Annotated in this window: 20 protein-coding genes and 1 other RNA gene; 14 read left to right on the forward strand and 7 right to left on the reverse strand. The window is 63.9% G+C overall.

Annotation, left to right across the window (positions count from 1 at the left end):
• Positions 1 to 10 precede the first annotated feature (10 nt).
• From GUI70_RS10250 to GUI70_RS10260, 3 genes are all read left to right on the forward strand, one after another.
• Positions 11 to 586 carry a TerD family protein gene (locus GUI70_RS10250; RefSeq protein ID WP_161882220.1) on the forward strand — a complete coding sequence of 192 codons (576 nt, stop codon included), beginning with the start codon at positions 11 to 13 and terminating at the stop codon, positions 584 to 586.
• Positions 587 to 770: 184 nt separating this feature from the next.
• The gene (locus tag GUI70_RS10255) at positions 771 to 1,814 is read left to right on the forward strand and encodes a DUF475 domain-containing protein (protein ID WP_161882221.1); all 1,044 of its coding nucleotides are present in this window, start codon (positions 771 to 773) and stop codon (positions 1,812 to 1,814) included.
• A gap of 83 nt (positions 1,815 to 1,897) precedes the next feature.
• Positions 1,898 to 2,461 (forward strand): RBBP9/YdeN family alpha/beta hydrolase, encoded by a 564-nt coding sequence (locus tag GUI70_RS10260; RefSeq protein WP_161882222.1) that lies wholly within the window; start codon positions 1,898 to 1,900, stop codon positions 2,459 to 2,461.
• Between the two features lie 60 nt (positions 2,462 to 2,521).
• On the opposite strand, the gene trxA is transcribed toward GUI70_RS10260, so the two are convergent.
• Positions 2,522 to 2,854 (reverse strand): thioredoxin, encoded by a 333-nt coding sequence (gene trxA / locus GUI70_RS10265; RefSeq protein ID WP_161882223.1) that lies wholly within the window; start codon positions 2,852 to 2,854, stop codon positions 2,522 to 2,524.
• Positions 2,855 to 2,979: 125 nt separating this feature from the next.
• On the opposite strand from trxA, the gene GUI70_RS10270 reads away from it, so the two are divergent.
• From GUI70_RS10270 to GUI70_RS10285, 4 genes are all read left to right on the forward strand, one after another.
• Positions 2,980 to 3,300 carry a DUF309 domain-containing protein gene (locus tag GUI70_RS10270; protein WP_161882224.1) on the forward strand — a complete coding sequence of 107 codons (321 nt, stop codon included), beginning with the start codon at positions 2,980 to 2,982 and terminating at the stop codon, positions 3,298 to 3,300.
• A gap of 261 nt (positions 3,301 to 3,561) precedes the next feature.
• On the forward strand, positions 3,562 to 4,185 hold the full coding sequence (locus tag GUI70_RS10275) for a LabA-like NYN domain-containing protein (RefSeq protein ID WP_237724830.1): 624 nt from the start codon (positions 3,562 to 3,564) through the stop codon (positions 4,183 to 4,185).
• Entirely contained in the window at positions 4,175 to 5,224 is a 1,050-nt protein-coding gene (plsX, locus tag GUI70_RS10280) for a phosphate acyltransferase PlsX (RefSeq protein ID WP_161882226.1), read from the forward strand. The genes GUI70_RS10275 and plsX overlap by 11 nt, the downstream gene beginning before the upstream one ends.
• A 66-nt stretch (positions 5,225 to 5,290) precedes the next feature.
• Positions 5,291 to 6,472, forward strand: a complete 1,182-nt coding sequence (locus tag GUI70_RS10285) for a mechanosensitive ion channel family protein (RefSeq protein WP_161882227.1) — start codon at positions 5,291 to 5,293, stop codon at positions 6,470 to 6,472.
• A 17-nt stretch (positions 6,473 to 6,489) separates the two neighbouring features.
• Here the strand turns inward: GUI70_RS10285 and GUI70_RS10290 are convergent, their stop codons facing one another.
• Positions 6,490 to 7,365 carry an AAA family ATPase gene (locus GUI70_RS10290; RefSeq protein ID WP_161882228.1) on the reverse strand — a complete coding sequence of 292 codons (876 nt, stop codon included), beginning with the start codon at positions 7,363 to 7,365 and terminating at the stop codon, positions 6,490 to 6,492.
• A gap of 61 nt (positions 7,366 to 7,426) precedes the next feature.
• On the opposite strand from GUI70_RS10290, the gene GUI70_RS10295 reads away from it, so the two are divergent.
• Complete coding sequence (locus tag GUI70_RS10295) at positions 7,427 to 8,032, forward strand: nucleotidyltransferase family protein (protein WP_161882229.1); 606 nt, start codon at positions 7,427 to 7,429, stop codon at positions 8,030 to 8,032.
• Positions 8,033 to 8,065: 33 nt separating this feature from the next.
• On the opposite strand, the gene GUI70_RS10300 is transcribed toward GUI70_RS10295, so the two are convergent.
• Positions 8,066 to 10,078 carry a S8 family serine peptidase gene (locus GUI70_RS10300; RefSeq protein WP_161882230.1) on the reverse strand — a complete coding sequence of 671 codons (2,013 nt, stop codon included), beginning with the start codon at positions 10,076 to 10,078 and terminating at the stop codon, positions 8,066 to 8,068.
• A 91-nt stretch (positions 10,079 to 10,169) separates the two neighbouring features.
• Here GUI70_RS10300 and GUI70_RS10305 point away from each other — a divergent pair, with 91 nt between their 5' ends.
• Both GUI70_RS10305 and GUI70_RS10310 read left to right on the forward strand, forming a co-directional pair.
• Positions 10,170 to 10,736 carry a metal-binding protein gene (locus GUI70_RS10305; protein WP_161882231.1) on the forward strand — a complete coding sequence of 189 codons (567 nt, stop codon included), beginning with the start codon at positions 10,170 to 10,172 and terminating at the stop codon, positions 10,734 to 10,736.
• Between the two features lie 70 nt (positions 10,737 to 10,806).
• Entirely contained in the window at positions 10,807 to 11,445 is a 639-nt protein-coding gene (locus tag GUI70_RS10310; protein WP_161882232.1) for a hypothetical protein, read from the forward strand.
• Positions 11,446 to 11,609: 164 nt separating this feature from the next.
• On the opposite strand, the gene GUI70_RS10315 is transcribed toward GUI70_RS10310, so the two are convergent.
• From GUI70_RS10315 to GUI70_RS10330, 4 genes are all read right to left on the reverse strand, one after another.
• On the reverse strand, positions 11,610 to 12,158 hold the full coding sequence (locus GUI70_RS10315; RefSeq protein WP_161882233.1) for an SRPBCC family protein: 549 nt from the start codon (positions 12,156 to 12,158) through the stop codon (positions 11,610 to 11,612).
• Positions 12,159 to 12,170: 12 nt separating this feature from the next.
• The gene (locus GUI70_RS10320; protein WP_161882234.1) at positions 12,171 to 12,728 is read right to left on the reverse strand and encodes a DUF1802 family protein; all 558 of its coding nucleotides are present in this window, start codon (positions 12,726 to 12,728) and stop codon (positions 12,171 to 12,173) included.
• Between the two features lie 95 nt (positions 12,729 to 12,823).
• Entirely contained in the window at positions 12,824 to 13,267 is a 444-nt protein-coding gene (locus GUI70_RS10325) for a type II secretion system protein (protein ID WP_237724831.1), read from the reverse strand.
• Positions 13,268 to 13,330: 63 nt separating this feature from the next.
• The gene (locus tag GUI70_RS10330) at positions 13,331 to 13,744 is read right to left on the reverse strand and encodes a type II secretion system protein (RefSeq protein WP_161882235.1); all 414 of its coding nucleotides are present in this window, start codon (positions 13,742 to 13,744) and stop codon (positions 13,331 to 13,333) included.
• Positions 13,745 to 14,043: 299 nt separating this feature from the next.
• Between GUI70_RS10330 and ffs the strand changes: the two genes are divergently transcribed.
• From ffs to lon, 4 genes are all read left to right on the forward strand, one after another.
• Positions 14,044 to 14,142, forward strand: an RNA gene (ffs, locus tag GUI70_RS10335) — signal recognition particle sRNA small type.
• An 85-nt stretch (positions 14,143 to 14,227) separates the two neighbouring features.
• Positions 14,228 to 14,836 carry an ATP-dependent Clp protease proteolytic subunit gene (clpP, locus tag GUI70_RS10340; RefSeq protein ID WP_237724832.1) on the forward strand — a complete coding sequence of 203 codons (609 nt, stop codon included), beginning with the start codon at positions 14,228 to 14,230 and terminating at the stop codon, positions 14,834 to 14,836.
• Positions 14,837 to 14,875: 39 nt separating this feature from the next.
• Positions 14,876 to 16,072 (forward strand): ATP-dependent Clp protease ATP-binding subunit ClpX, encoded by a 1,197-nt coding sequence (gene clpX / locus GUI70_RS10345; RefSeq protein ID WP_161882237.1) that lies wholly within the window; start codon positions 14,876 to 14,878, stop codon positions 16,070 to 16,072.
• A 188-nt stretch (positions 16,073 to 16,260) separates the two neighbouring features.
• Entirely contained in the window at positions 16,261 to 18,702 is a 2,442-nt protein-coding gene (gene lon, locus GUI70_RS10350; RefSeq protein ID WP_161882238.1) for an endopeptidase La, read from the forward strand.
• Positions 18,703 to 18,793 lie beyond the last annotated feature (91 nt).

An 18,793-nucleotide genomic window follows, 5' to 3' on the forward strand; every position in this document is an offset into this window, starting at 1 on the left:
GGAACCCCATATGCCTATTACTCTCGCCAAAGGCGGCAACCTGTCGCTCAGCAAGCAGGACCCCAGTCTCGTCAACGCCGTGCTCGGCCTTGGCTGGGACGTGCGCAGCACCGATGGCCAGGACTTCGACCTCGACGCCAGTGCTTTCTTGCTAACCGCTTCGGGCAAGGTCCGCGCCGACAGCGATTTCATCTTCTACAACCAGATGAAGAGCACCGACGGGTCGGTGGAGCACACCGGCGATAACCGCACTGGGGCCGGTGAGGGCGACGACGAGCAGATCAAGATCGATCTCTCGAAGGTGCCTGCCGACATCCAGACGGTGGCTTTTACCGTGACCATCCACGACGCTGAAGCGCGCCGCCAGAGCTTCGGGCAGGTCCGCAACGCCTTTATTCGGCTGGTCAACGAGAAATCGAACAACGAGATCGTGCGCTTCGACTTGGGAGAAGACTTCTCCACCGAAACCGCCGTGATTTTTGCCGAAATTTACCGCAACGCGGGCGAATGGAAGTTCCGCGCGGTGGGCCAGGGCTTTGCGGGTGGCCTCGGTGCGCTGGCCCGCAACTACGGTATCAACCTTTAGACTTCTTATCTTTGCGTCTGAGTGAAAACCCATTTCATCTGAGCCTGAGCAACTTGTGCTGTATCTCACGCCGTAACGGAACATGGTTTTGTCCGTACGGCGTTTATGATAGGTCGACAAAACTGACCCGACGGCGAGTGAAAAGCTTTTGCCGGACAAGAGGCAGTGGGGAGCGTTCGTAGAAATGAATAACACCATTCGCAGAGAGTTTGGATTTGCCGGGATCATCACGGTCGTGGCCGTGGCGCTGGCCATGTGGTATGGCTTTCGCACCGGCGGCTGGGAGCGCGCCCTCAACGACATGCTGATCGTGCTGGTGCTGGGTGTCATGGAAATCTCGCTGAGCTTTGACAACGCTGTGATCAACGCTTCAGTGCTCAAAAACATGTCGGCCAAGTGGCAGCAGCGCTTTCTGGTCTGGGGCATTCTCATCGCGGTGGTGGGGATGCGCCTGGTCTTCCCGATTGCGATCGTGGCGCTCAGCGCCGGGCTGGGCTTTTTCGAGGTGGGTAACCTGGCCCTCAACAATCCCGAGCAGTACGCCCTGGAACTCGAAAAGTCCTCGGTAACCATCAGCGCCTTCGGCGGTGTGTTCCTGCTGATGGTGGCCCTCAATTATTTCATCGACACCGAGAAAGACGAGCACTGGCTGATGCCAGAAAGCCGTCTGGCAGGGCTGGCCCGCGTGGAAGCGGTGCAAATCATCATCGCGATGGTGGCGCTGATGGCCATCACCTTCTTGCTGGTGCCGGTGGAGCAGCGCCTCACCGCCCTGGCAGCAGGCATCGTGGGCCTGCTGATTTACCTGGCGGTCAACGCCCTGGGCGGTCTCTTCGACGTGGACAACATGGCGGCCAAAGCGGGCGCGGCAGGCTTCGCCTCGTTCCTCTACCTGGAAGTCCTTGATGCCAGCTTCTCACTTGACGGCGTGATCGGGGCCTTCGCCATCACCAAGGAAATCGTGATTATCTCGGCAGGTCTGGCGATTGGCGCGGTCTTCGTGCGCTCGATCACGCTGTTCCTGGTTCATCAGGGCACGCTGGCGCAGTACCGCTTCCTGGAACACGGCGCGCACTACGGCATCCTGGCGCTCTCGATCATCATGCTGTATTCCATGAGCGGCGCACACGTGCCCGAAGTCATCACCGGCCTGATCGGCGTGGCCTTTATCGTGGCCTCGATTCTGTCGAGCCTGGCCGCCAATAGACGCGAGAAGAGTACCGGCTGACCCAACGCTCTGCACCGATGGGCCGGACGCCCTGTGCGGCGTCCGGCCCTTTTCGCTGCTCTCGCAGGCGCTAGCATCCGGCCATGACTCCCCGACTCATCTTCGTGCCGGGCCTCGGCGGCGGCACCCTACAGCACTGGTACAGCCTCTGGCAGCAGAAATTCGGTGGCGTTCGCGTGGAGCAGGCCGACTGGGACGCGCCGACGCCCGAAGATTGGGCCGCCCAGCTCAACGAGACGGTGAAGACTGAGACGGGCGACCTGATACTGGTGGGGCACTCTGCCGGAGTGCTGACCATCGCCCACTACGCCCACCGCTACCCGGTGCCCGAACGGGTGCGCGGGGCCATTCTGGTGGCTCCCGCCGACCCCGAACAGCCGGGCGTGCTGGAAGCCCTCAGGCCGATGGCCCCGGTGCCGCTGCAACCGCTGCCCTTTCCGGCGCTGATGATCGCCAGCGAGAACGATCCCTACAGTTCCTTTGAGCGCGCCGCCGCCTTCGCCGAGGCCTGGGAAGCCGAACTGGTCACGGTGGGTGAGGCCGGGCATCTCAACCCAGCGAGTGGGCACGGCGTGTGGGAAGACGGCGAGATTCTGCTGGGCGAAGCGCTGCATGCCTGGACGCCGCCAGACATCGTGCGGTTCTGAGGCGCATCGAAACGCCGCCCCAATCAGGAGCGGCGCTGTGCTTCGTTAGATTCGGGGCCTTCAGTTGCTGACGGCACTCTCGACGTGCTTGTTGAGCAGTTGCTCGAAGGCGCGCTTGGGCTGCGCGCCCACCACGCCCTCCACCGGCTGACCGTCCTTGAACAGAATCACGGTTGGAATGCTCATCACGCGAAACTGCATGGCCGTCTGCTGGTTGTCGTCCACGTTCAGCTTGCCGACCTTGACCTGGCCCTGGTACTGTCCGGCGATTTCCTCGATGACCGGGGCCACCATCCGGCAGGGGCCACACCAGGGTGCCCAGAAGTCCACCAGGGTCAGCCCACTCTCGATCTCGCTCTTGAAGTTGCTGTCACTCAATTCTACGGGTTTCATGTCAGCAGTGTACGCCGCTCTACCTGTAATGACATGTATGACAAGTTGGGATTGGGCGTTTGCAATCTTGAGCGGGCCTTTAGCTGCTGGCGGTGTGGGGGATGGAGGGGAAAAATGCAGCGATGATGGGAAAAGAGTTGCAGGCAGGCGCGCGGCTGTTCAACGCGGGCCACTGGTGGGAAGCCCACGAAGCCTGGGAAACCAGGTGGCTGCTGGCGCGCGGCGACGAGCGGGCCTTTCTCAGTGCGCTGATTTTGCTGGCCGCCGCACTGCACAAGCGCTGGGTACACAGCAGCCTGACCCACCGCAATTTCGACAAGGCCGAAAAGTACTTGCTGGCCCTGCCCGCCCACTACGGCGGCGTGGACTTGGTCGCCCTGCGCCGGGAAGTCTGGGAAGCGCTCCAGCAGGCGGGCTTGCGGCCCCAGTTGCCTGTCGGACGCTGAAGCGCGGCTCCAGGTCACGCCTTGCTCCTGCGTTGAGCCGCCCTTCCCTGACATGCCTGTCAGCAAACCCGCTATCCTGCATTCTGCGTCAGCCGCCAAACAGCGCCGCACCCTGGCCCCGGTTGCGCTGAGCGTTGACTTCTTTTGCTCTTCGAGTTGGCCCTATTCAAGTTGCCCCATTCATACCTTATGTGGCACCACATTGGTCGCGCTGCTGCCCCCGCCCGCAGGCTGGGCACCGCGCCGCCCGGAGGATTATTCGTGAACGACCCTGAGCGCACTAACCGAATTGGCCTGTTTATCGACGGAGCCAACGTCTACGCCGCCGCCAAGCGGCTGGGCTGGAATTTCGACCACCGCAAGATTCTGGAGCACTTCGCCGATCTGGGACGGCTCTACAACGCTTTTTACTACACGGCCGTGCCGACTCCTGTGGACGACAAGCAAAAGCGCTTTATCGACGCCCTGACCTATATGGGCTACACCGTGCGGACCCGCACCCTGCGCGAGAACACCGACGAACACGGCGACACCCACCGCCGTGCCAACCTCGACATCGAGATCGTGACCGATCTGCTGACCACCGTCAACCTCTACGACGTGGCGGTGCTGCTGACTGGCGACGGCGACTTCGAGCGCCCGGTGGAAGCGCTGCGCGCACGCGGCAAGCGGGTCATCGTCGCCTCGATTCCCGAGATGACCAGTTACGAACTTCGCAACGCCGCCGACGAATACATCGACTTCAAAGACATCCGCGCCGCCGTGGAGCGTCCCGGCTACCGCCTGCCCAGCGAAGGGGGCGGCAATGCCAGCCGGGATGCAGGCCGCAGCGATCCACGGTCCTTTTACGTGAGCAGCGCCCTGGACACCGAAGATGACCGGTGAGGGTTCAGCGGTCGCCAACCCTGCCCCCAATGCCGCAGGCCTGCCCATCGCCCTGGACGCGGTGGGCGGCGACCACGGGGCCGCGCCGAACGTCGAGGGCGCGGTGCAGGCCGCCAGAGCTGGTGTCCGCGTGACGCTGGTGGGCGACCGGGTCAAGCTGCACGCCGAACTCAGCAAGTATCCCGGTGCCGCCAGCTTGCCGCTGGAGATTGTGGACGCGCCGGACGTGATCGGCATGGACGAGCACGCCAGCGACGTGCGCGGGCGCAAGGACGCCAGTATCAACGTGGCGGCCCGGCTGGTCAAGGACGGGCAGGCCGCGGCGCTGGTCAGCATGGGCCACAGCGGAGCGACAATGGCGGCCTCGCTGCTGACGCTGGGACGGCTGCCAGGCATCGACCGCCCCGCCATCCTGACGCACCTGCCGACCCGAAACGGCGCGCTGGCGCTGCTGGACGTGGGCGCCAACGCCGATGTGAAGGCCGTTTACCTGGCGCAGTGGGCGCGACTGGCCAGCACCTACCTGCGGGTGGTGGAGGCGCGCGAGAACCCGACGGTAGGCCTGCTGAGCATCGGCGAGGAGGACCACAAGGGCAATACCCTGACGCTCGAAGCCCACGCCCTGCTGCGCTCGATGCCCAGCATCAACTTCTACGGCAACGTGGAAGGCGGCGACCTCTTTAAAGGCACCACCGACATCGTCGTGACCGACGGCTTCACCGGCAATATCGTTCTCAAGCTGGCCGAGGGCGAGGCGAGGGTGCTGTTCAGCTGGATCAGAGAAGCGCTGGGCAGCAGCGCCCGCAACAAGCTGGGCGGCCTGCTGGTGCGCGGCGGCCTGAGAGCCGTGGCCGAGAAGATGGACCCCGGCACATACGGCGCGAGCATCCTGATCGGGGTGCGCGGCCTGAGTTATATCGGGCACGGCAGCGCCGACGCCAGGGCCGTCAAGAATGCGCTGCTACGGGCCTCGCGGGCACACCAGTCGCGCCTCATCGAGCGCCTCAGCAGCGAGCTGAGCTCATCTCCGGGCCATTGAAGGCCCGCACCCTTCCTGAAGCGGCCCCCTGCGACCTCATCAGCCACCCGTGAGAGACTGGAGCACATGCTCGATCTGCTTCTCGCTCAACTCTCCAAACCCTGGGTCTGGCTCAAAGTCGTGGTGGTGCTGCTGGTCACCTACGCCGTATGGCGGGCCGGGCGCAGTTTACTGCGGCTGCTCACGCCGCACATCGGCCCCAGCCTGCTCAAATTGCTCAAGTGGTTGTGGCTGGCCGTGTGCCTCTTCTCGGCGCTCGCGGTGTCGGTCTACGCCGTGTACGTACCGGTGCCTATTCTCTTTGACGCCGGGCAGATCATCACCTCCTGGTTCCGGGCCAGCGCCGGGCAACTGGTGGTCATCGTGGCGCTCTCCCTCATCGGCTGGCGCTTGGTCGGCACGCTGTCGGGCCGGATCGTGCCGGGCGACGAGTTCAGCCGCCGGGCCGTGCGGCTCTCGACCCTGCGCGGCGTGGTCGAGAGTACCCTGCGCGTCATCATCGTGCTGATCGCGGCCATCAGCGTGCTGCAAGCCATCGGCATCAACGCCACCACGCTGCTGGCGGGCGTCTCGGTGTTCGGACTGGCGGTGGGCTTCGGCGCACAGAGCCTGATCAAGGACGTGTTCAACGGCTTTTTCATCTTGCTCGAAGACCAGTACGGCGTCGGCGACGTGATCACCGTCAACAGCGGCTCGCTCAGCGGCGGCGTGGAGAAACTCAACTTGCGCGTCACGGCGCTGCGGGCACTCGACGGCACGGTTCACATCGTGCCCAACGGCCAGATTCAGACGGTCAGTGTGAGCAGCAAGGACTGGTCGCGGGTGGTCGCCACAGTGGACGTAACGTACACCGCCAACGTCAATGATGCGCTGAGGGTCCTCGAACAGGTATCTCAGGGCCTCTACAAGGACCCGGAGTGGAGCGGCAACTTTCTGGACGAGCCGGAGTTGCAGGGCGTGACCAACCTGGCCGCTGACGGCGTCGAGTTGCGTGCCCTGTTCAAGGTGCAGCCCAAAACCCAGTACGCGCTGCACCGCGAATTCAATCGCCGCATCAAGATCGCCATGGATCAGGCGGGCATCGAGATTCCCTTTCCCCAGCGCACCATCAGCATGGGGGAAGCGCCCATCTCAATTCGGCTGGTGCGCGAGGCCCCCACAGCGGACCTCTCCAAGCAGACCGTCAGCGCGCCCCGGCTGCGCCCCGGTGAGAGCCGCGACCCGGACAGTGCGGAGGACCGGGACTAACCTGTGCTCACCTTCGCTTACATATTTTGCAGCGCTGCCGTCATCAACGCTTGGAGCTTCTGGCGCACCACCGCCTGATCCTCGCGCAGTTTGACGACGCAGCCGAGCGTTTCCTCCACAACCTGCGGCGTGAGGGTGTCGTGATGCAGTGCCACCAAGGCTTCGACCCAGTCGAGCGTCTCGGCGATACCAGGCGTCTTGGCCAGCGGCAAGGCGCGCAGATACGCCGCCGCGCCGACCACCTGGCGGGCCAGCCGCGCCTCCACTCCCGGCAGCCGCGCCCGCACGATGTCCAGTTCGGCTTCGGGCGTCGGGTAATCGACCCACAGGTACAGGCAGCGGCGACGCAGGGCGTCACTGAGGTCGCGCTCGCGGTTGCTGGTCAGGATGACGTGGGGGCGGCTCTTGGCCGTAAGGGTGCCGAGTTCGGGAACCGTGATCTGCCACTCGGCCAGCAGTTCGAGCAAGAACGCCTCGAAGGCCTCGTCGGCCCGGTCCACCTCGTCGATGAGGAGCACCGGGGCCACCTCCTGACTGATGGCCTCGAGCAGCGGGCGGCGCAACAGAAACTCGGGACGGTAGAGGTCCTGCTCGCTCTCGCGCTGCCCCTGGCCTTCCAGCAAGCGCAGGTGTAGCAGCTGACGCGGGTAATTCCACTCGTAGAGGGCTGCCTGGGCGTCGAGGCCCTCATAGCATTGCAGCCGGATCAGCGAGGTGCCCAGCGCCAAGGCCAGCGCCTTGGCCGCCTGGGTCTTGCCGACCCCTGCCGGGCCTTCGAGCAGCAGCGGCTTGCCCAGCAACGTCACCAGTTGCAGGGCGGTGGTGAGGGCAGGTGAGGGCAGGTAGCCGGTGGACATCAGGGCCGCGCCGAGGTCGGCTGAGGGTGAGGACATGGTTGCCGCTCAGCGTAGCAGGCGCGGGCCGACTCGACTGCGGGCCGCTAGACTGAGCGCCATGGGTGGACCTGTCTGGGGTGTGGTGCTGGCGGCGGGCCTGAGTCGCCGCCTGGGCCAGCCCAAGCAACTGCTGACGCTCGGCGGCGAGACGCTGGTGCGCCGGGCCGCCCGCGCTGTGCTAGACGCGGGCTTCGCGGGCGTGGTGGCCGTGGTGCCGCTGGGCGAATTGGGCCTGCGGGTGCGTGCGGCCCTGACTGACCTACCGCTGACCTTCGCCGAATGCCCCCGGCCCGACCTCGGTTTGTCGGAGAGCTTCCGGGCGGGTCTAACGGCGCTGCCCGGCGAGGCGGTGGCGGCCCACTTCGCGCTGGCCGACATGCCGTTCGTGACGGCCCCGCACCACCGGGCCGTGCTGGAACTGTTCAGGGAGACGAACGCCCCGCTGGTGCTGGCCCGCTACGGTGAAGGCGGGGTGCGGGCTCCGCCTCACCTCTTCAGGGCCGATCTGTTCAGCGGCTTTACCCAGGCGGGCGACCACGGCCCCAAGCATTTGATCCACGAGTACGCTTCACAGGCGGCCTGGGTCACGCTGCCTTCGGCAGCGCTGCGCGACGTAGACACGCCGGAAGACTGGGCGCGGCTGAGAGGCCAGGCTGGAAGTTGACGCCATGCTGCGGAGCAAGGTGGCAAACGAAGTTCAAGGCCCAACGTTCAGCGTTCCCACGTCCGCCGCCGTCTTGTCCGGCCCCAGGGTGACGGCGGCCTTCGCGCCCGGCTCGCCCACCTCGCCGCCCAGGCTGTTGCCCGAACGATCAAAGCCTGCCAGCACCTGAAACGCACCGTCCGGCAGGTAGGCGTTGAAACGGCCCGCATCGTCGAGCGGCGGCGTGAAGGTGCTCGACTCGCCCAGAATGCTCAGGGTAAAGGTGTTGCTGACGGCGGGCGCACCCAGGGCCGCCGCCGCGTTGATGACGCCGAAGCCGGTGTCGTTGTCGCGGCCCGGCGTGCCCAGATCGGTGGCGGTGTCCTCGATGCGCTGCAAAGCCGCCGCCGGAGTCGCGGCCACGCCCTTGCTGAGCAGCAGCGCCAGCAGCGCGCTCACCTGCGGCGCGGCCTGCGAGGTGCCGGACTCGAACTGGTAGGTGGGCTGATTTTTCTGGTAGTCCCAGGAGGTCGAGAATATCGAGTCAAGCACCGGCTTGCCGCCGAGCGTCAGCTTCATGTTGAAGGTAGGATTGCTGGGATCGGCTCCGCCGTAAGCGGCCAGCGCCACCCCGGCGTAGCTCTGACTGTACTCGGCATGCAGCGGCAGTCCGCCCACGCCAGGCCGTACCGAGGCCACGCTGACGGCCCCTGCGCAGGCCGCCGGGTAGTACGGCTGCGCGCCGCCGCCGTTGCCCGCCGCCACGACCACCAGCGATCCGCGCTGGGTGGCCCCGGCGACGGCGTCGCACAGCGGCTGGGCCTCGGCGGCGCTGATCGGCCCGCCCAGCGACAGATTGACGACCTGGGCCGGATGAGGATTGGTGTACGCCACCCCCTGTACCGTGATCGTCTTGCCGGAAGCATAGTCCACCGCCAACGCCACGTCTGACTCGGAGGCGTTGCCGGAGCGGTCGATGGCCCGCACCGACAGCACCTTGATCGGCGCAGTCAGGGCCGCGCCGACGACCCCACTGGTGCTGCATTCGGCGCAGGGAGAAGCGAAGCTGCCCTCACCTGCCGCGATGATGCCGCTGACGTGCGTGCCGTGACTGCCGTCCACACCCGCTTCACCAGGGTCGGTAGGGTCGGTGTCGGGGCCGAAGGCGTCACTGGTCACCAGGTCGAGCGCGCCCTCGCCACTCTTCCACAGCCGCCCGGTCAGATCCGGGTGGTCGAAGCGCACCCCAGTGTCGATGACGGCCACCGTGACCGGCTTGAGGTACGGCGTGGTCTTCATGTCGCGCCACACCGCGCTGTAGCCCATCAGGCGGTAGGCGTACTGCAAGGGGGCGTACTGGTCGGCAGGCGCGTAGGGAGGCTGCACGTCGAGCGTCGGAGGTGGGAGGTTTTGGGCACGCAGCACGGCGTTCGGCACCGCATACTCCACGCTGGCATCGGCCCGCAGCGCCGCCAGGGTAGCGGCCACGTCTGCCACCTGCACCGTCAGGGTGCGCCCCGACTGCGAGGCGAGGTTCAGTGACTGTGCCTGGAACAATCCGCCGCCCCTCAGCGCCGCGCTCAGGGCCGCCGCCGTCTTGTATTTGACGATTACGCCGCTAGCGCTCGGCGAGGCGTTGATACGCAGCCGAGCGGGCGTGGGCAAGCTCTGACCCGATGTGACCGCCACGTTCACCTGCCCGCTGAGCCGGTAGAGGTCAGCACTCACCGTCAGGGTGGCGCTGCCCGACACGCCGCCGGGCGTCTGCCAGCCAAGTTTGACCGGCGCGCTGAGCCGCGACTGATCGGCTGTGTGCGGCGCGCCCGTGCTGCGGTTGATGCGGAAGGTGGTTTTCACGTTGCCGCTGCCACTGCTGGGCGAGGCACTGAGCCAGGCAGGCAGGCCGCTGATGAGCCAGTTGCCCTGAAAGGGCGCTTGATATACGGCGGTCATGGCTGGACCGGCAGTGACCACCGCGTCGTTCAGGGCGCTGGGTGGGGCCGGTTGGGGGCAGGCGGTCAGCAGGGCGCTCAGGCCCAGCAGCGCGGTCAGGTTCAGGCGGTTCATCTGGCTTCAGCATGCCGCTTTTCGGCTGACGGGGGATGAAGCCCTGCCGGGGGCGCTGCTCGACTCCCCCCGGTGCGGCACAATACCCGGCATGCCAAGCGGGCGCGTTCACAACCTCATCAACACGGCGACCTACGGAGTCATCGCCGCTGCCGCCGTGTGGGCCACCCGGCAGCACCTGATCGTCATCACCCCGGCGCAGGAGCTGGCCTTCAGCGCCGCCTACGCTGCCGGAACCTTCCTGCTCTCTCCCGATCTCGATCTGGCCGAGGGCCGGGTGGACAGCAAGCGGCGCTGGGGCTGGCTGGGCTTCATGTGGGTGCCGTATGGCCGGATGTTCAGCCACCGGGGCCTGTCACACACCTGGCTGCTGGGGCCGCTGACCCGGCTCGTTTATCTGGGCCTGCTGCTCCTGATGGTGTGGGCACTCCTCAGCGCCGTCTGGCCCGCCGTCAGATGGCCGCCCCTCAGTCCGTCGGCATTGCACCTGACCTGGCTGCTGCCATTGGCCCTGGGCTACTACGTCAGCCAGTGGCTTCACCTGATCGCTGATGGTGTGCGCCCCGACCACGGTATGAGGCGCAGCCAGCAGAAATTCAGGCACCTGCGCGGCAAGGCGCGGCGGCTGGCTCCCCGCAAACCGGGCCGCTGGAGGTAACTGCTGGGTTTCGGACGCAGCGCGGCTTCACGGCACATCTGCCCCGAGACCCCAGCGCTATGCTCGGTTTATGCGCGCTCTGCTCCTGCTCGCCCTCGGCCCACTGCTGCTCAGCGCCTGCTCGTCCAAAGGGATCACCCAGTTGCGCGCCCAGGTCCGAGGCTGGTCCGGTGGGACGGGGCAGATCAAGGTGCTGGCCGCCGACCAGACGGTACTGACCAGCAGCACGCTTGACAGCGTGGGCCGCTTTACCCTGCCATTGCCGGATGCCCAGCTGCTGTCCGCCTTCCTGCGGGCCAGTTTGCTGCCAGATGGACAGAACGCATCGTCGCACTGCACCGGCAGCGTCACGTCCAGCGGGCCGGCGGCACGGTTTTACCAAATCAGTCAGCTCAGCGCTTTTCCGGCAGGCGGCGCGGCTCCCCTGACGCTGGTGAGCCAGACCCGCAGCAACGATCCGGTCGGGGCGCAGCGCCTCGATCAACGCGGTCTGGTGTATGCCAGCGCGGCGACGCGGGTGCAGGGCGAGCGGCGCTGCCCAATGGCCTCCGCATCTGGGGCGAGGACGATTACGGCCAGCTTTGCCCTCAACCTCAAAGCTGGGTGGAACGATGTCGTCAGCCGTCAGAGTCAGGACGCCGACGGCAATAGTGCCTCCCGCCTGGAAAGTGTGGGTGACGACGGCTTCGAGGGCTGGGCAGTGAAGTAAACGCGAGGCGTGATCTGGAAACCAGTTGTACGAAATCCGGTTTGTCGCGTGTCCAAATCGGAACACAACCGGTTTGCAACGTCTAGGTCCACAACCGGTTCTTCTCCGACTCGCGTTGATCAGCTTGGACCCGCATGTTGTACAGGATTCAATCGGAGTTCGTGTTACTTAGCCGCCCGCTGCTTCTTGCCCTTGCGCCGGGCCGCTTCCTTCTCGGCACGCATCTTGTCTTGGTACTGCTTGGCGGTGTCTTCCATTAGTTGCGCGCCCTGCTGATCGACGGCCCGCTGCAACTCGATCAGGGTGCGCCCACTCATGTTGCGAAGCTGCGCCTCAATCTGCTTTTCGATGAACTTGTAGCGGATGGTGGCATTGGTGCTCAGCGTCACCTCTGTGCCGCCAGGAATATTCTTGAAGACCCAGCCCTGGGTGTACTTTTCCAGCGGGCCAAACGGCTTGACAGCTTCCCAGCCGCCGCGAAACGGGGCCTGAATCTGGCCATACTTGGCGGTGTAGGACAGGCCGAGCAGGCGGCGCTCCAGCTTGATGTTGACCAGTGAACCGCTAATCAGCTTTTCCTCGCCCGCATAAGTGGCCAGACGGATATTGGGGTCCCAGCGGGTGCGGCGTTTGGGGTCGAGCGTCAACCGGAATAGCACGTCGGGCCGCGCCCGGATGACGATGGTGTCTTTGAAACTGAGGGTCTGGGCCATGATCTGCCCACTCTAGCGTCTGACGTGCAGTCGGTCTTTGACCTCACCACGCAGGGCTTCCAGCGTCGTCTCGGCCAGCACGGGAGCGGCAGCGGGCACCTTTAGGCCTAGTTCCAGCGGTACCCAACTCACGCAACCAAGCATCTCGGGGGTCTCGCTAATCGTCAACGTCGGCGTCAGCGGGGAAACGCGCAGCACCAGGGCGTGGAGCCAGGGCCGATTGCGGTAGTGGAACCTTCGCTCGATGGCGTCGGCAGTCAGTGCCTGCACATCTTCTAGCGCCAGCGCCTCCTCCAGCGACTCGATCTTGTACACGTCTAGCACCTCGGCGCGAGCGGGCAAAATGATCTGGCCCGGCGCTGGGTCGGGGCGAAGCAGAGGCAAGAAGTCTGGCCGCAGTTCCACCGAGTTCTGGTGCAGGAAGGTGGGATACAGCAAAAACGCCCGGTGCTCAGCCTCGAAGCCGCCGTGCGTTTCCATGATGCCGCCCTTGCGGAGAATCACAGCGGTCTGGCCGCTGGTGAGGGCCTGGGTTTGGGCGTCCCATTCTTTGAGGGCGGAGAGGGTCATGGGTAGAGAGTAGCCTTTTAAGGAGGGTGAGAGGACTGCACGAGAAAGCCCCAGCCCTGAAACTACAAGACTGGGGATATAGGCATAAGAGCAAATCAGGGAAGGTTACTACCGCCCGCGCCAGTGTTAGAAAAAGCGGTTGCACCGGGCGCATCTTTGAAAAAGCCAGCTGGCGAGAGGGTGAAGACATGGCTACCCCGACGGTCCCAGACATCGATAGTATAATCGGAAACAATCGTGCCTGCGGCGCTGCGCTCCTTGACGAACATATCGGAGAAGGCACAGGCAGAGTTTACGCCATCAGTCACCTTGTTGAGTTGATCACTACCAGTGCCTATAAGTAGGTATGTTTTGTAGTCTACCTGCGAGAGGGCCTGCGCCGTCTGGATACTTTTCCCACAGGATTGAGCCCCTAGGTCGTATGAGCGTTTACTAGCACCCAGTAGATTTGTGATCAGCACGCTGGCTAAGATCCCAATGACTGCAATTACAATGAGAAGTTCTAGTAAGGTGAAGCCGTCACTGCACATTTTCGCCATCTTAAACTCCGAAAGAGGGACGGAAAGAAATCCGTCCCTCTTCAAATTAAGTTGCTAGTTAGCTTAGGGGGCCAGGGGGGCAGCAGCCGTAGGAGCAGGAGCAGCGTTGGTCAAGGCACTGGGAGTAATGGTGTAGGTTTTGCTACCACGAATATCGCCGACCTTGATTTTGTATGCGAGCGTAGTAGAAGCGGGTGCACCTTCAACTACAGACATATTCGCGTCGGCACACTGGGTTGCAACCCCATCCGTCGTAGACTTGAGGCTAGCAACCACAAGATATACTTGATTATCGACCTGACTGGTGGCTTCAGCGTTCTGGATGCTCTTGGCGCAGCTCGCCGCACCGGTGTCATACGCACGCTTCTGAGCGCCCAGCAGGTTGGGAATCAGGACAGCGGCCAGGATGCCGATGATGGCGATGACGATGAGCAGCTCGATGAGGGTGAAGCCCTGGGTACGATTCTTGTTGTTCATGCTGTTCTCCTATGAGGGCGCTCGCAGAAAGAAAATTAAATGGCTGCGTTCGCCTGCTTGCTATTGCGGCGGCGTCGGTGTCTCCTTCGCTGCTGAATGAATGGTAAGTGCCCGGCTCTTACATGGGTCTTACGAATCGGCGTGGGTGAAGTCCGCGCTTGCTCGATACCGTGAATGATGTCCCAGAGCTTATTTTCTCTGCTTTCGAGAATGATCTGCCAGTAATCGCGAACAAAAAGACTGACAAAACCTCACAGGCTTCCCACTGCGCCCACGCAGGTGCTACACTGCCCTCCGCATTGCTGGCGTAGCGCAGCGGCGACGCTCGAACCTGGTCAGGGCCGGAAGGCAGCAGCCATAAGAGATGATCGCTGGGTGCCGTTACTCACCGGCAATGCTTTTTCATGCCTCGGTCTTTTGCAGCCCGCCGAGCCGCCAGCGCCGCCGCATCAGCGCACGTTCTCAAAGCAGACCCGCGCTAGAATGCCCGGCATGAGCGTAATTCCTTATGTGATTGAGCAGACTGGGCGCGGCGAGCGGATGTACGACATCTACTCGCGACTGCTCAAGGACCGCATTATTTTTCTCGGCACGCCGATTGATTCTCAGGTTGCCAACACCGTTGTGGCGCAGCTCCTTCTACTCGACTCACAAAATCCCGAGCAGGAAATTCAGATGTACATCAACTGCCCCGGCGGCGAGGTTTACGCGGGCTTGGCAATGTACGACACCATGCGCCACATCAAGGCCCCCATCAGCACCATCTGCGTGGGCATCGCCATGAGCATGGGCAGCGTGCTCTTAATGGCCGGGAACAAGGGCAAGCGCCACGCCCTGCCCAACTCGCGCATCATGATTCACCAGGGGTCCAGCGGCTTTCGGGGCAACACCCCCGACGTGGAAGTGCAGGCCAAAGAGACTCTGTATCTGCGCGACAAACTGGTGAACATCTACAACCAGCACACTGATCTGCCCCATGAGAAGCTGCTGCGCGACATGGAGCGCGACTACTTCATGTCGCCGGAAGAAGCCATGAAGTACGGCCTGATCGACTCGGTGGTCGAGAGTAGCCGTGAACTGGAAAAGGCTTGAACCTTATGACGCTTTTCATTCCTTCAAAGGAGGCCGTCCGTGGCTGACCGTTGTTCGTTTTGTGGCCGCAGCCATCCGCAAGTCGCCCAGCTGATCGAGGCTCCGGGCCGCACTGCCTTCATCTGCAACGAGTGCGCCGAGCGGGCCTTCGATCTGGTCAAGCAGCAGCGCAAGGCGGGCGGTGAGTTCAGCCTCGAAGAGCTGCCCAGCGCTAGGGAAATCAAGGCGTACCTCGACGAGTACGTGATCGGCCAGGACGAGGCCAAGAAAGCGCTGGCCGTCGCGGTGGTCAGCCATTATCACCGACTGGCGCACCCCGACGTGGGCCTTCAGAAAAGCAACATCCTCCTGATCGGCCCCACCGGCACCGGCAAGACCCTGCTGGCCCAGTCACTGGCCGAGATGCTGGAAGTGCCGTTCGCGATTGCCGACGCCACCACCCTGACTGAGGCCGGATACGTCGGTGACGACGTGGAAAACGTGATTGTGCGCCTGCTGCAGGCTGCCGATTACGACGTGGCGGCCGCCGAGCGCGGCATCATCTACGTCGATGAGATCGACAAGATCGCCCGCAAGTCCGAAGGCACCTCGATTACTCGCGACGTGTCGGGCGAGGGTGTGCAGCAGGCCCTGCTTAAGATCATCGAGGGCACCGTCGCCCAGGTGCCGCCGCAGGGCGGACGCAAGCACCCCCAGCAGGAACTGGTGCAGGTCAATACCAAGAACATTCTGTTTATCGTGGGCGGGGCCTTCGACGGCATCGCCGACATTGGCCGCAGCCGCACCAACATTCGCGGTCTGGGCTTCGGGGCCGAGCACAAGGGCGACGAGAAGGCCGAACTGCGCTTCCTGCCGGAAGACCTGGTCAAGTTCGGGCTGATTCCCGAGTTCGTGGGAAGATTGCCCCTGGTCGTGCAACTTCAAGACCTTGACGAGGAAGCGCTGATCCGCATTCTGACCGAGCCGCAGGGAGCCATCATCAAGCAGTACCAGGCTCTCTTCGGCTTCCAGAACGTGGACATCAGCTTCACCGAGGCGGCCCTCAAAGAAGTGGCCCACCGCGCTGCTGCACGTAAAACCGGCGCACGCGGCCTGCGGGCGGTGCTGGAAAAGTCCATGACCGATCTGCTGTTCGAGCTGCCGCTGGAGACGCTGAAAAAGCTGAGCTTCGATGCCGAGAATATCGATGCGCCGCTTAAGGCACTTGAGTCTAAGGGACTCAAGAAGTCTGCATAAAACAAAGCAGTTTAGATTACAGCAGCCCTCCAGCCTGCCGGTTAGAATTCCGGCATGTTGGAGGGCGTAGTCTTTTTTCTCAGCAGTTCCTTTCGGTTCGGGGGCAGACAAGCTGGGAGCACGCCGAGGTACCACACCGTCTTTTCTCCGGCCATGCAAGATGGAGCGCCGGTTCTCAAGGAGCAAACATGATCTGGGAACTTCCCGTTGTCGCACTCAGAAATATGGTGATCATGCCCGGCGTGACCATGAACATCGACGTGGGCCGCCCCAAGAGCAAGCGGGCGGTAGACGAGGCCCAGTCGGCAGACCGCCGCGTCTTGGTCGTGACCCAGAAGGAAGCCGCCACCGACGACCCGATGCCCGGCGAGCTGTTCGAGATCGGCACACTGGCGGTCATCAAGCAGGTCGTGCGCCTTCCCGACAACACCTATCAGGTGCTGGTCGAGTCGCAGGAGCGCGTTAGAATGCTCGATCAGGTGCCCGGCAGCTACCTGCGGGTGCGCGTCGAGACCCTGGACACCCAGCCCGGCAATCCCGACGAACTGCGGGTGCTGATGCAGGAAACCAAATCGGCCTTCGAGGAATACCAGCGCCAGAACAAGACGCTGCGGCTCGACAATTACCAGCTGGAGGGCATCAAGACCCTGACCAGTGCGGGCGCGCTGGCCGACCAGATCGCCCACCACGCCACCTGGACCCTGGAAGAAAAGCAGGCCGTGCTGGACACCAGCGGTGAGCAGCCGCGCCTGACCCTGGTGCTGCAGCATCTGACCCGCGACCTCGAGCGCTTCAATATGGACAAGAAGGTGGCCGGACGCGTCAAAGAACAGATGGACGCTAACCAGCGCGAGTACTACCTCCGCGAGCAGATGAAGGCCATCGGCAAGGAACTCGGCGGCGGCGAGGAAGGCCCTGCCGAGGTCGAGGCCCTGCGCGAGAAGATCGAGGCCGCCGGCATGCCCGCCGAGGTCAAGGAAAAGGCCCTCAAGGAACTGGCCCGCTTGGAGCGCACGCCCGGCGGTAGCCCGGAAGGCACCGTCGTTCGTAACTACATTGACTGGCTGACTGACGTGCCGTGGAGCAAGCGCGACGAAGAAATTCTGGACATCGTCCGCACCCGCACCATTCTGGACGACGACCACTACGGCTTAGATGACGTCAAGGAGCGCATTCTGGAGTTCCTGGCGGTGCGCCAACTGACCCACAAGCCCGACGAACTCGACGAGCAGGGCGAGAAGAAGCAGCGCACGGCGGAAGAGCGCATCGAGGATTCCGAGCTGCGCGCTCCCATTCTGTGCCTGGTCGGCCCTCCCGGCGTCGGCAAGACCTCGCTGGGCAAGAGCATCGCCCGCAGCCTGAACCGCAAGTTCGTGCGGATGTCGCTGGGCGGCATGCGTGACGAGGCCGAGATTCGCGGCCACCGCCGGACCTACATCGGCTCAATGCCGGGCCGGATCATCCAGGGCATGAAGAATGCCAGCGTGGTCAACCCGATCATGCTGCTCGACGAGATCGACAAGATGGCCTCCGATTGGCGCGGCGACCCCTCCAGCGCCATGCTGGAAGTGCTGGACCCCGAGCAGAACCACACCTTCCAGGACCACTACCTGGAAGTGCCCTACGACCTCTCGCAGGTGATGTTCATCACGACGGCCAACAGCCTTCAGACCATCCCGCGCCCGCTGCTCGACCGCATGGAGATCATCCAGATTCCCGGCTACACCATGCCGGAAAAGCTCCAGATCGCCAAGCGTTACCGTCTTCCCCGGCAGCTTCGCGGCCACGGGCTGGAAGGCCGTCTGGAAGTCACCGACGCGGCGCTGCAACGCATCATTGAGGAGTACACCCAGGAAGCGGGCGTGCGCAATGTTGACCGCATGATCAGCAAGCTGGCCCGCAAGGCCGCCCGCGCGCTGCTGGAAACCCCCTGGGAAGGCGTGAAGACGGTGGACGCCGAGAACGTGCCGGACTACCTGGGCATTCCGCTGTTCAAGCCCAACCGCATGGAGAAAGAAGCTCAGGTCGGCGTGGCGCAGGGTCTGGCCTGGACCTCGGTGGGTGGCACCATGCTGGTGGTCGAAGCGCTGGCAACCCCCGGCACCGGGCGCATCAACATGACCGGCAGTCTCGGCGACGTGATGAAGGAGTCGGTGCAGGCGGCGGTGGCCTACCTCCGTAAGCACGCCACCGAATACGGTGCGGACCCGGAGTTTTACAAGAACACCGACCTGCACGTCCACTTCCCCGACGGCGCGACGCCCAAGGACGGCCCCTCGGCAGGTATCACCATTGCCACCGCCGTGATCAGCGCCATCACTGGACGTCCCGCCCGGATGGACATCGCCATGACCGGCGAGATCAGCCTGCGTGGACGGGTGCTGCCCATCGGCGGAGTCAAGGAGAAGCTGCTGGCGGCCCACCAGGGCGGCATCCGCGAGGTCATCGTGCCCAAGGACAACGAGCCGAACCTGCAAGACCTGCCCGAGAGCATCCGGGGCGAGCTCAAGATTCACACCGCCAGCAACGTGGGCGAGGTGCTGGAGCGCTTGCTGCTGGCCGCTCCCGAGCAGCCCGTCTCGCCGCCCCCGACTCTCAGCAAGCCCGCCCAGCCCGGCGCGTCGAGCTGAAGTCTCAAACCTCATCAACCTCTCTCCCCTGCCGTCGCGGCGGGGGAGTTTTTTATGTTCAGAATGGAGACGCAATGAAGCGTCGCCGGAA

The sequence above is a fragment of the Deinococcus alpinitundrae genome (assembly GCF_009982895.1).
Lineage (GTDB): Bacteria > Deinococcota > Deinococci > Deinococcales > Deinococcaceae > Deinococcus > Deinococcus alpinitundrae.

Bases quoted from the DNA above. Each gene is read 5' to 3' on its own strand.
- plsX (WP_161882226.1), top strand. From the start codon at position 4,175: ATGACCGGTGAGGGTTCAGCGGTCGCCAACCCTGCCCCCAATGCCGCA.
- GUI70_RS10310 (WP_161882232.1), top strand. From the start codon at position 10,807: ATGCGCGCTCTGCTCCTGCTCGCCCTCGGCCCACTGCTGCTCAGCGCC.
- GUI70_RS10250 (WP_161882220.1), top strand. From the start codon at position 11: ATGCCTATTACTCTCGCCAAAGGCGGCAACCTGTCGCTCAGCAAGCAG.
- GUI70_RS10255 (WP_161882221.1), top strand. From the start codon at position 771: ATGAATAACACCATTCGCAGAGAGTTTGGATTTGCCGGGATCATCACG.
- GUI70_RS10325 (WP_237724831.1), bottom strand. From the start codon at position 13,267: ATGGCGAAAATGTGCAGTGACGGCTTCACCTTACTAGAACTTCTCATT.
- GUI70_RS10305 (WP_161882231.1), top strand. From the start codon at position 10,170: ATGCCAAGCGGGCGCGTTCACAACCTCATCAACACGGCGACCTACGGA.
- GUI70_RS10270 (WP_161882224.1), top strand. From the start codon at position 2,980: ATGGGAAAAGAGTTGCAGGCAGGCGCGCGGCTGTTCAACGCGGGCCAC.
- GUI70_RS10260 (WP_161882222.1), top strand. From the start codon at position 1,898: ATGACTCCCCGACTCATCTTCGTGCCGGGCCTCGGCGGCGGCACCCTA.
- GUI70_RS10295 (WP_161882229.1), top strand. From the start codon at position 7,427: ATGGGTGGACCTGTCTGGGGTGTGGTGCTGGCGGCGGGCCTGAGTCGC.
- GUI70_RS10300 (WP_161882230.1), bottom strand. From the start codon at position 10,078: ATGAACCGCCTGAACCTGACCGCGCTGCTGGGCCTGAGCGCCCTGCTG.
- lon (WP_161882238.1), top strand. From the start codon at position 16,261: ATGATCTGGGAACTTCCCGTTGTCGCACTCAGAAATATGGTGATCATG.
- GUI70_RS10290 (WP_161882228.1), bottom strand. From the start codon at position 7,365: ATGTCCTCACCCTCAGCCGACCTCGGCGCGGCCCTGATGTCCACCGGC.
- GUI70_RS10315 (WP_161882233.1), bottom strand. From the start codon at position 12,158: ATGGCCCAGACCCTCAGTTTCAAAGACACCATCGTCATCCGGGCGCGG.
- GUI70_RS10285 (WP_161882227.1), top strand. From the start codon at position 5,291: ATGCTCGATCTGCTTCTCGCTCAACTCTCCAAACCCTGGGTCTGGCTC.
- clpP (WP_237724832.1), top strand. From the start codon at position 14,228: ATGCCCGGCATGAGCGTAATTCCTTATGTGATTGAGCAGACTGGGCGC.
- GUI70_RS10330 (WP_161882235.1), bottom strand. From the start codon at position 13,744: ATGAACAACAAGAATCGTACCCAGGGCTTCACCCTCATCGAGCTGCTC.
- trxA (WP_161882223.1), bottom strand. From the start codon at position 2,854: ATGAAACCCGTAGAATTGAGTGACAGCAACTTCAAGAGCGAGATCGAG.
- GUI70_RS10320 (WP_161882234.1), bottom strand. From the start codon at position 12,728: ATGACCCTCTCCGCCCTCAAAGAATGGGACGCCCAAACCCAGGCCCTC.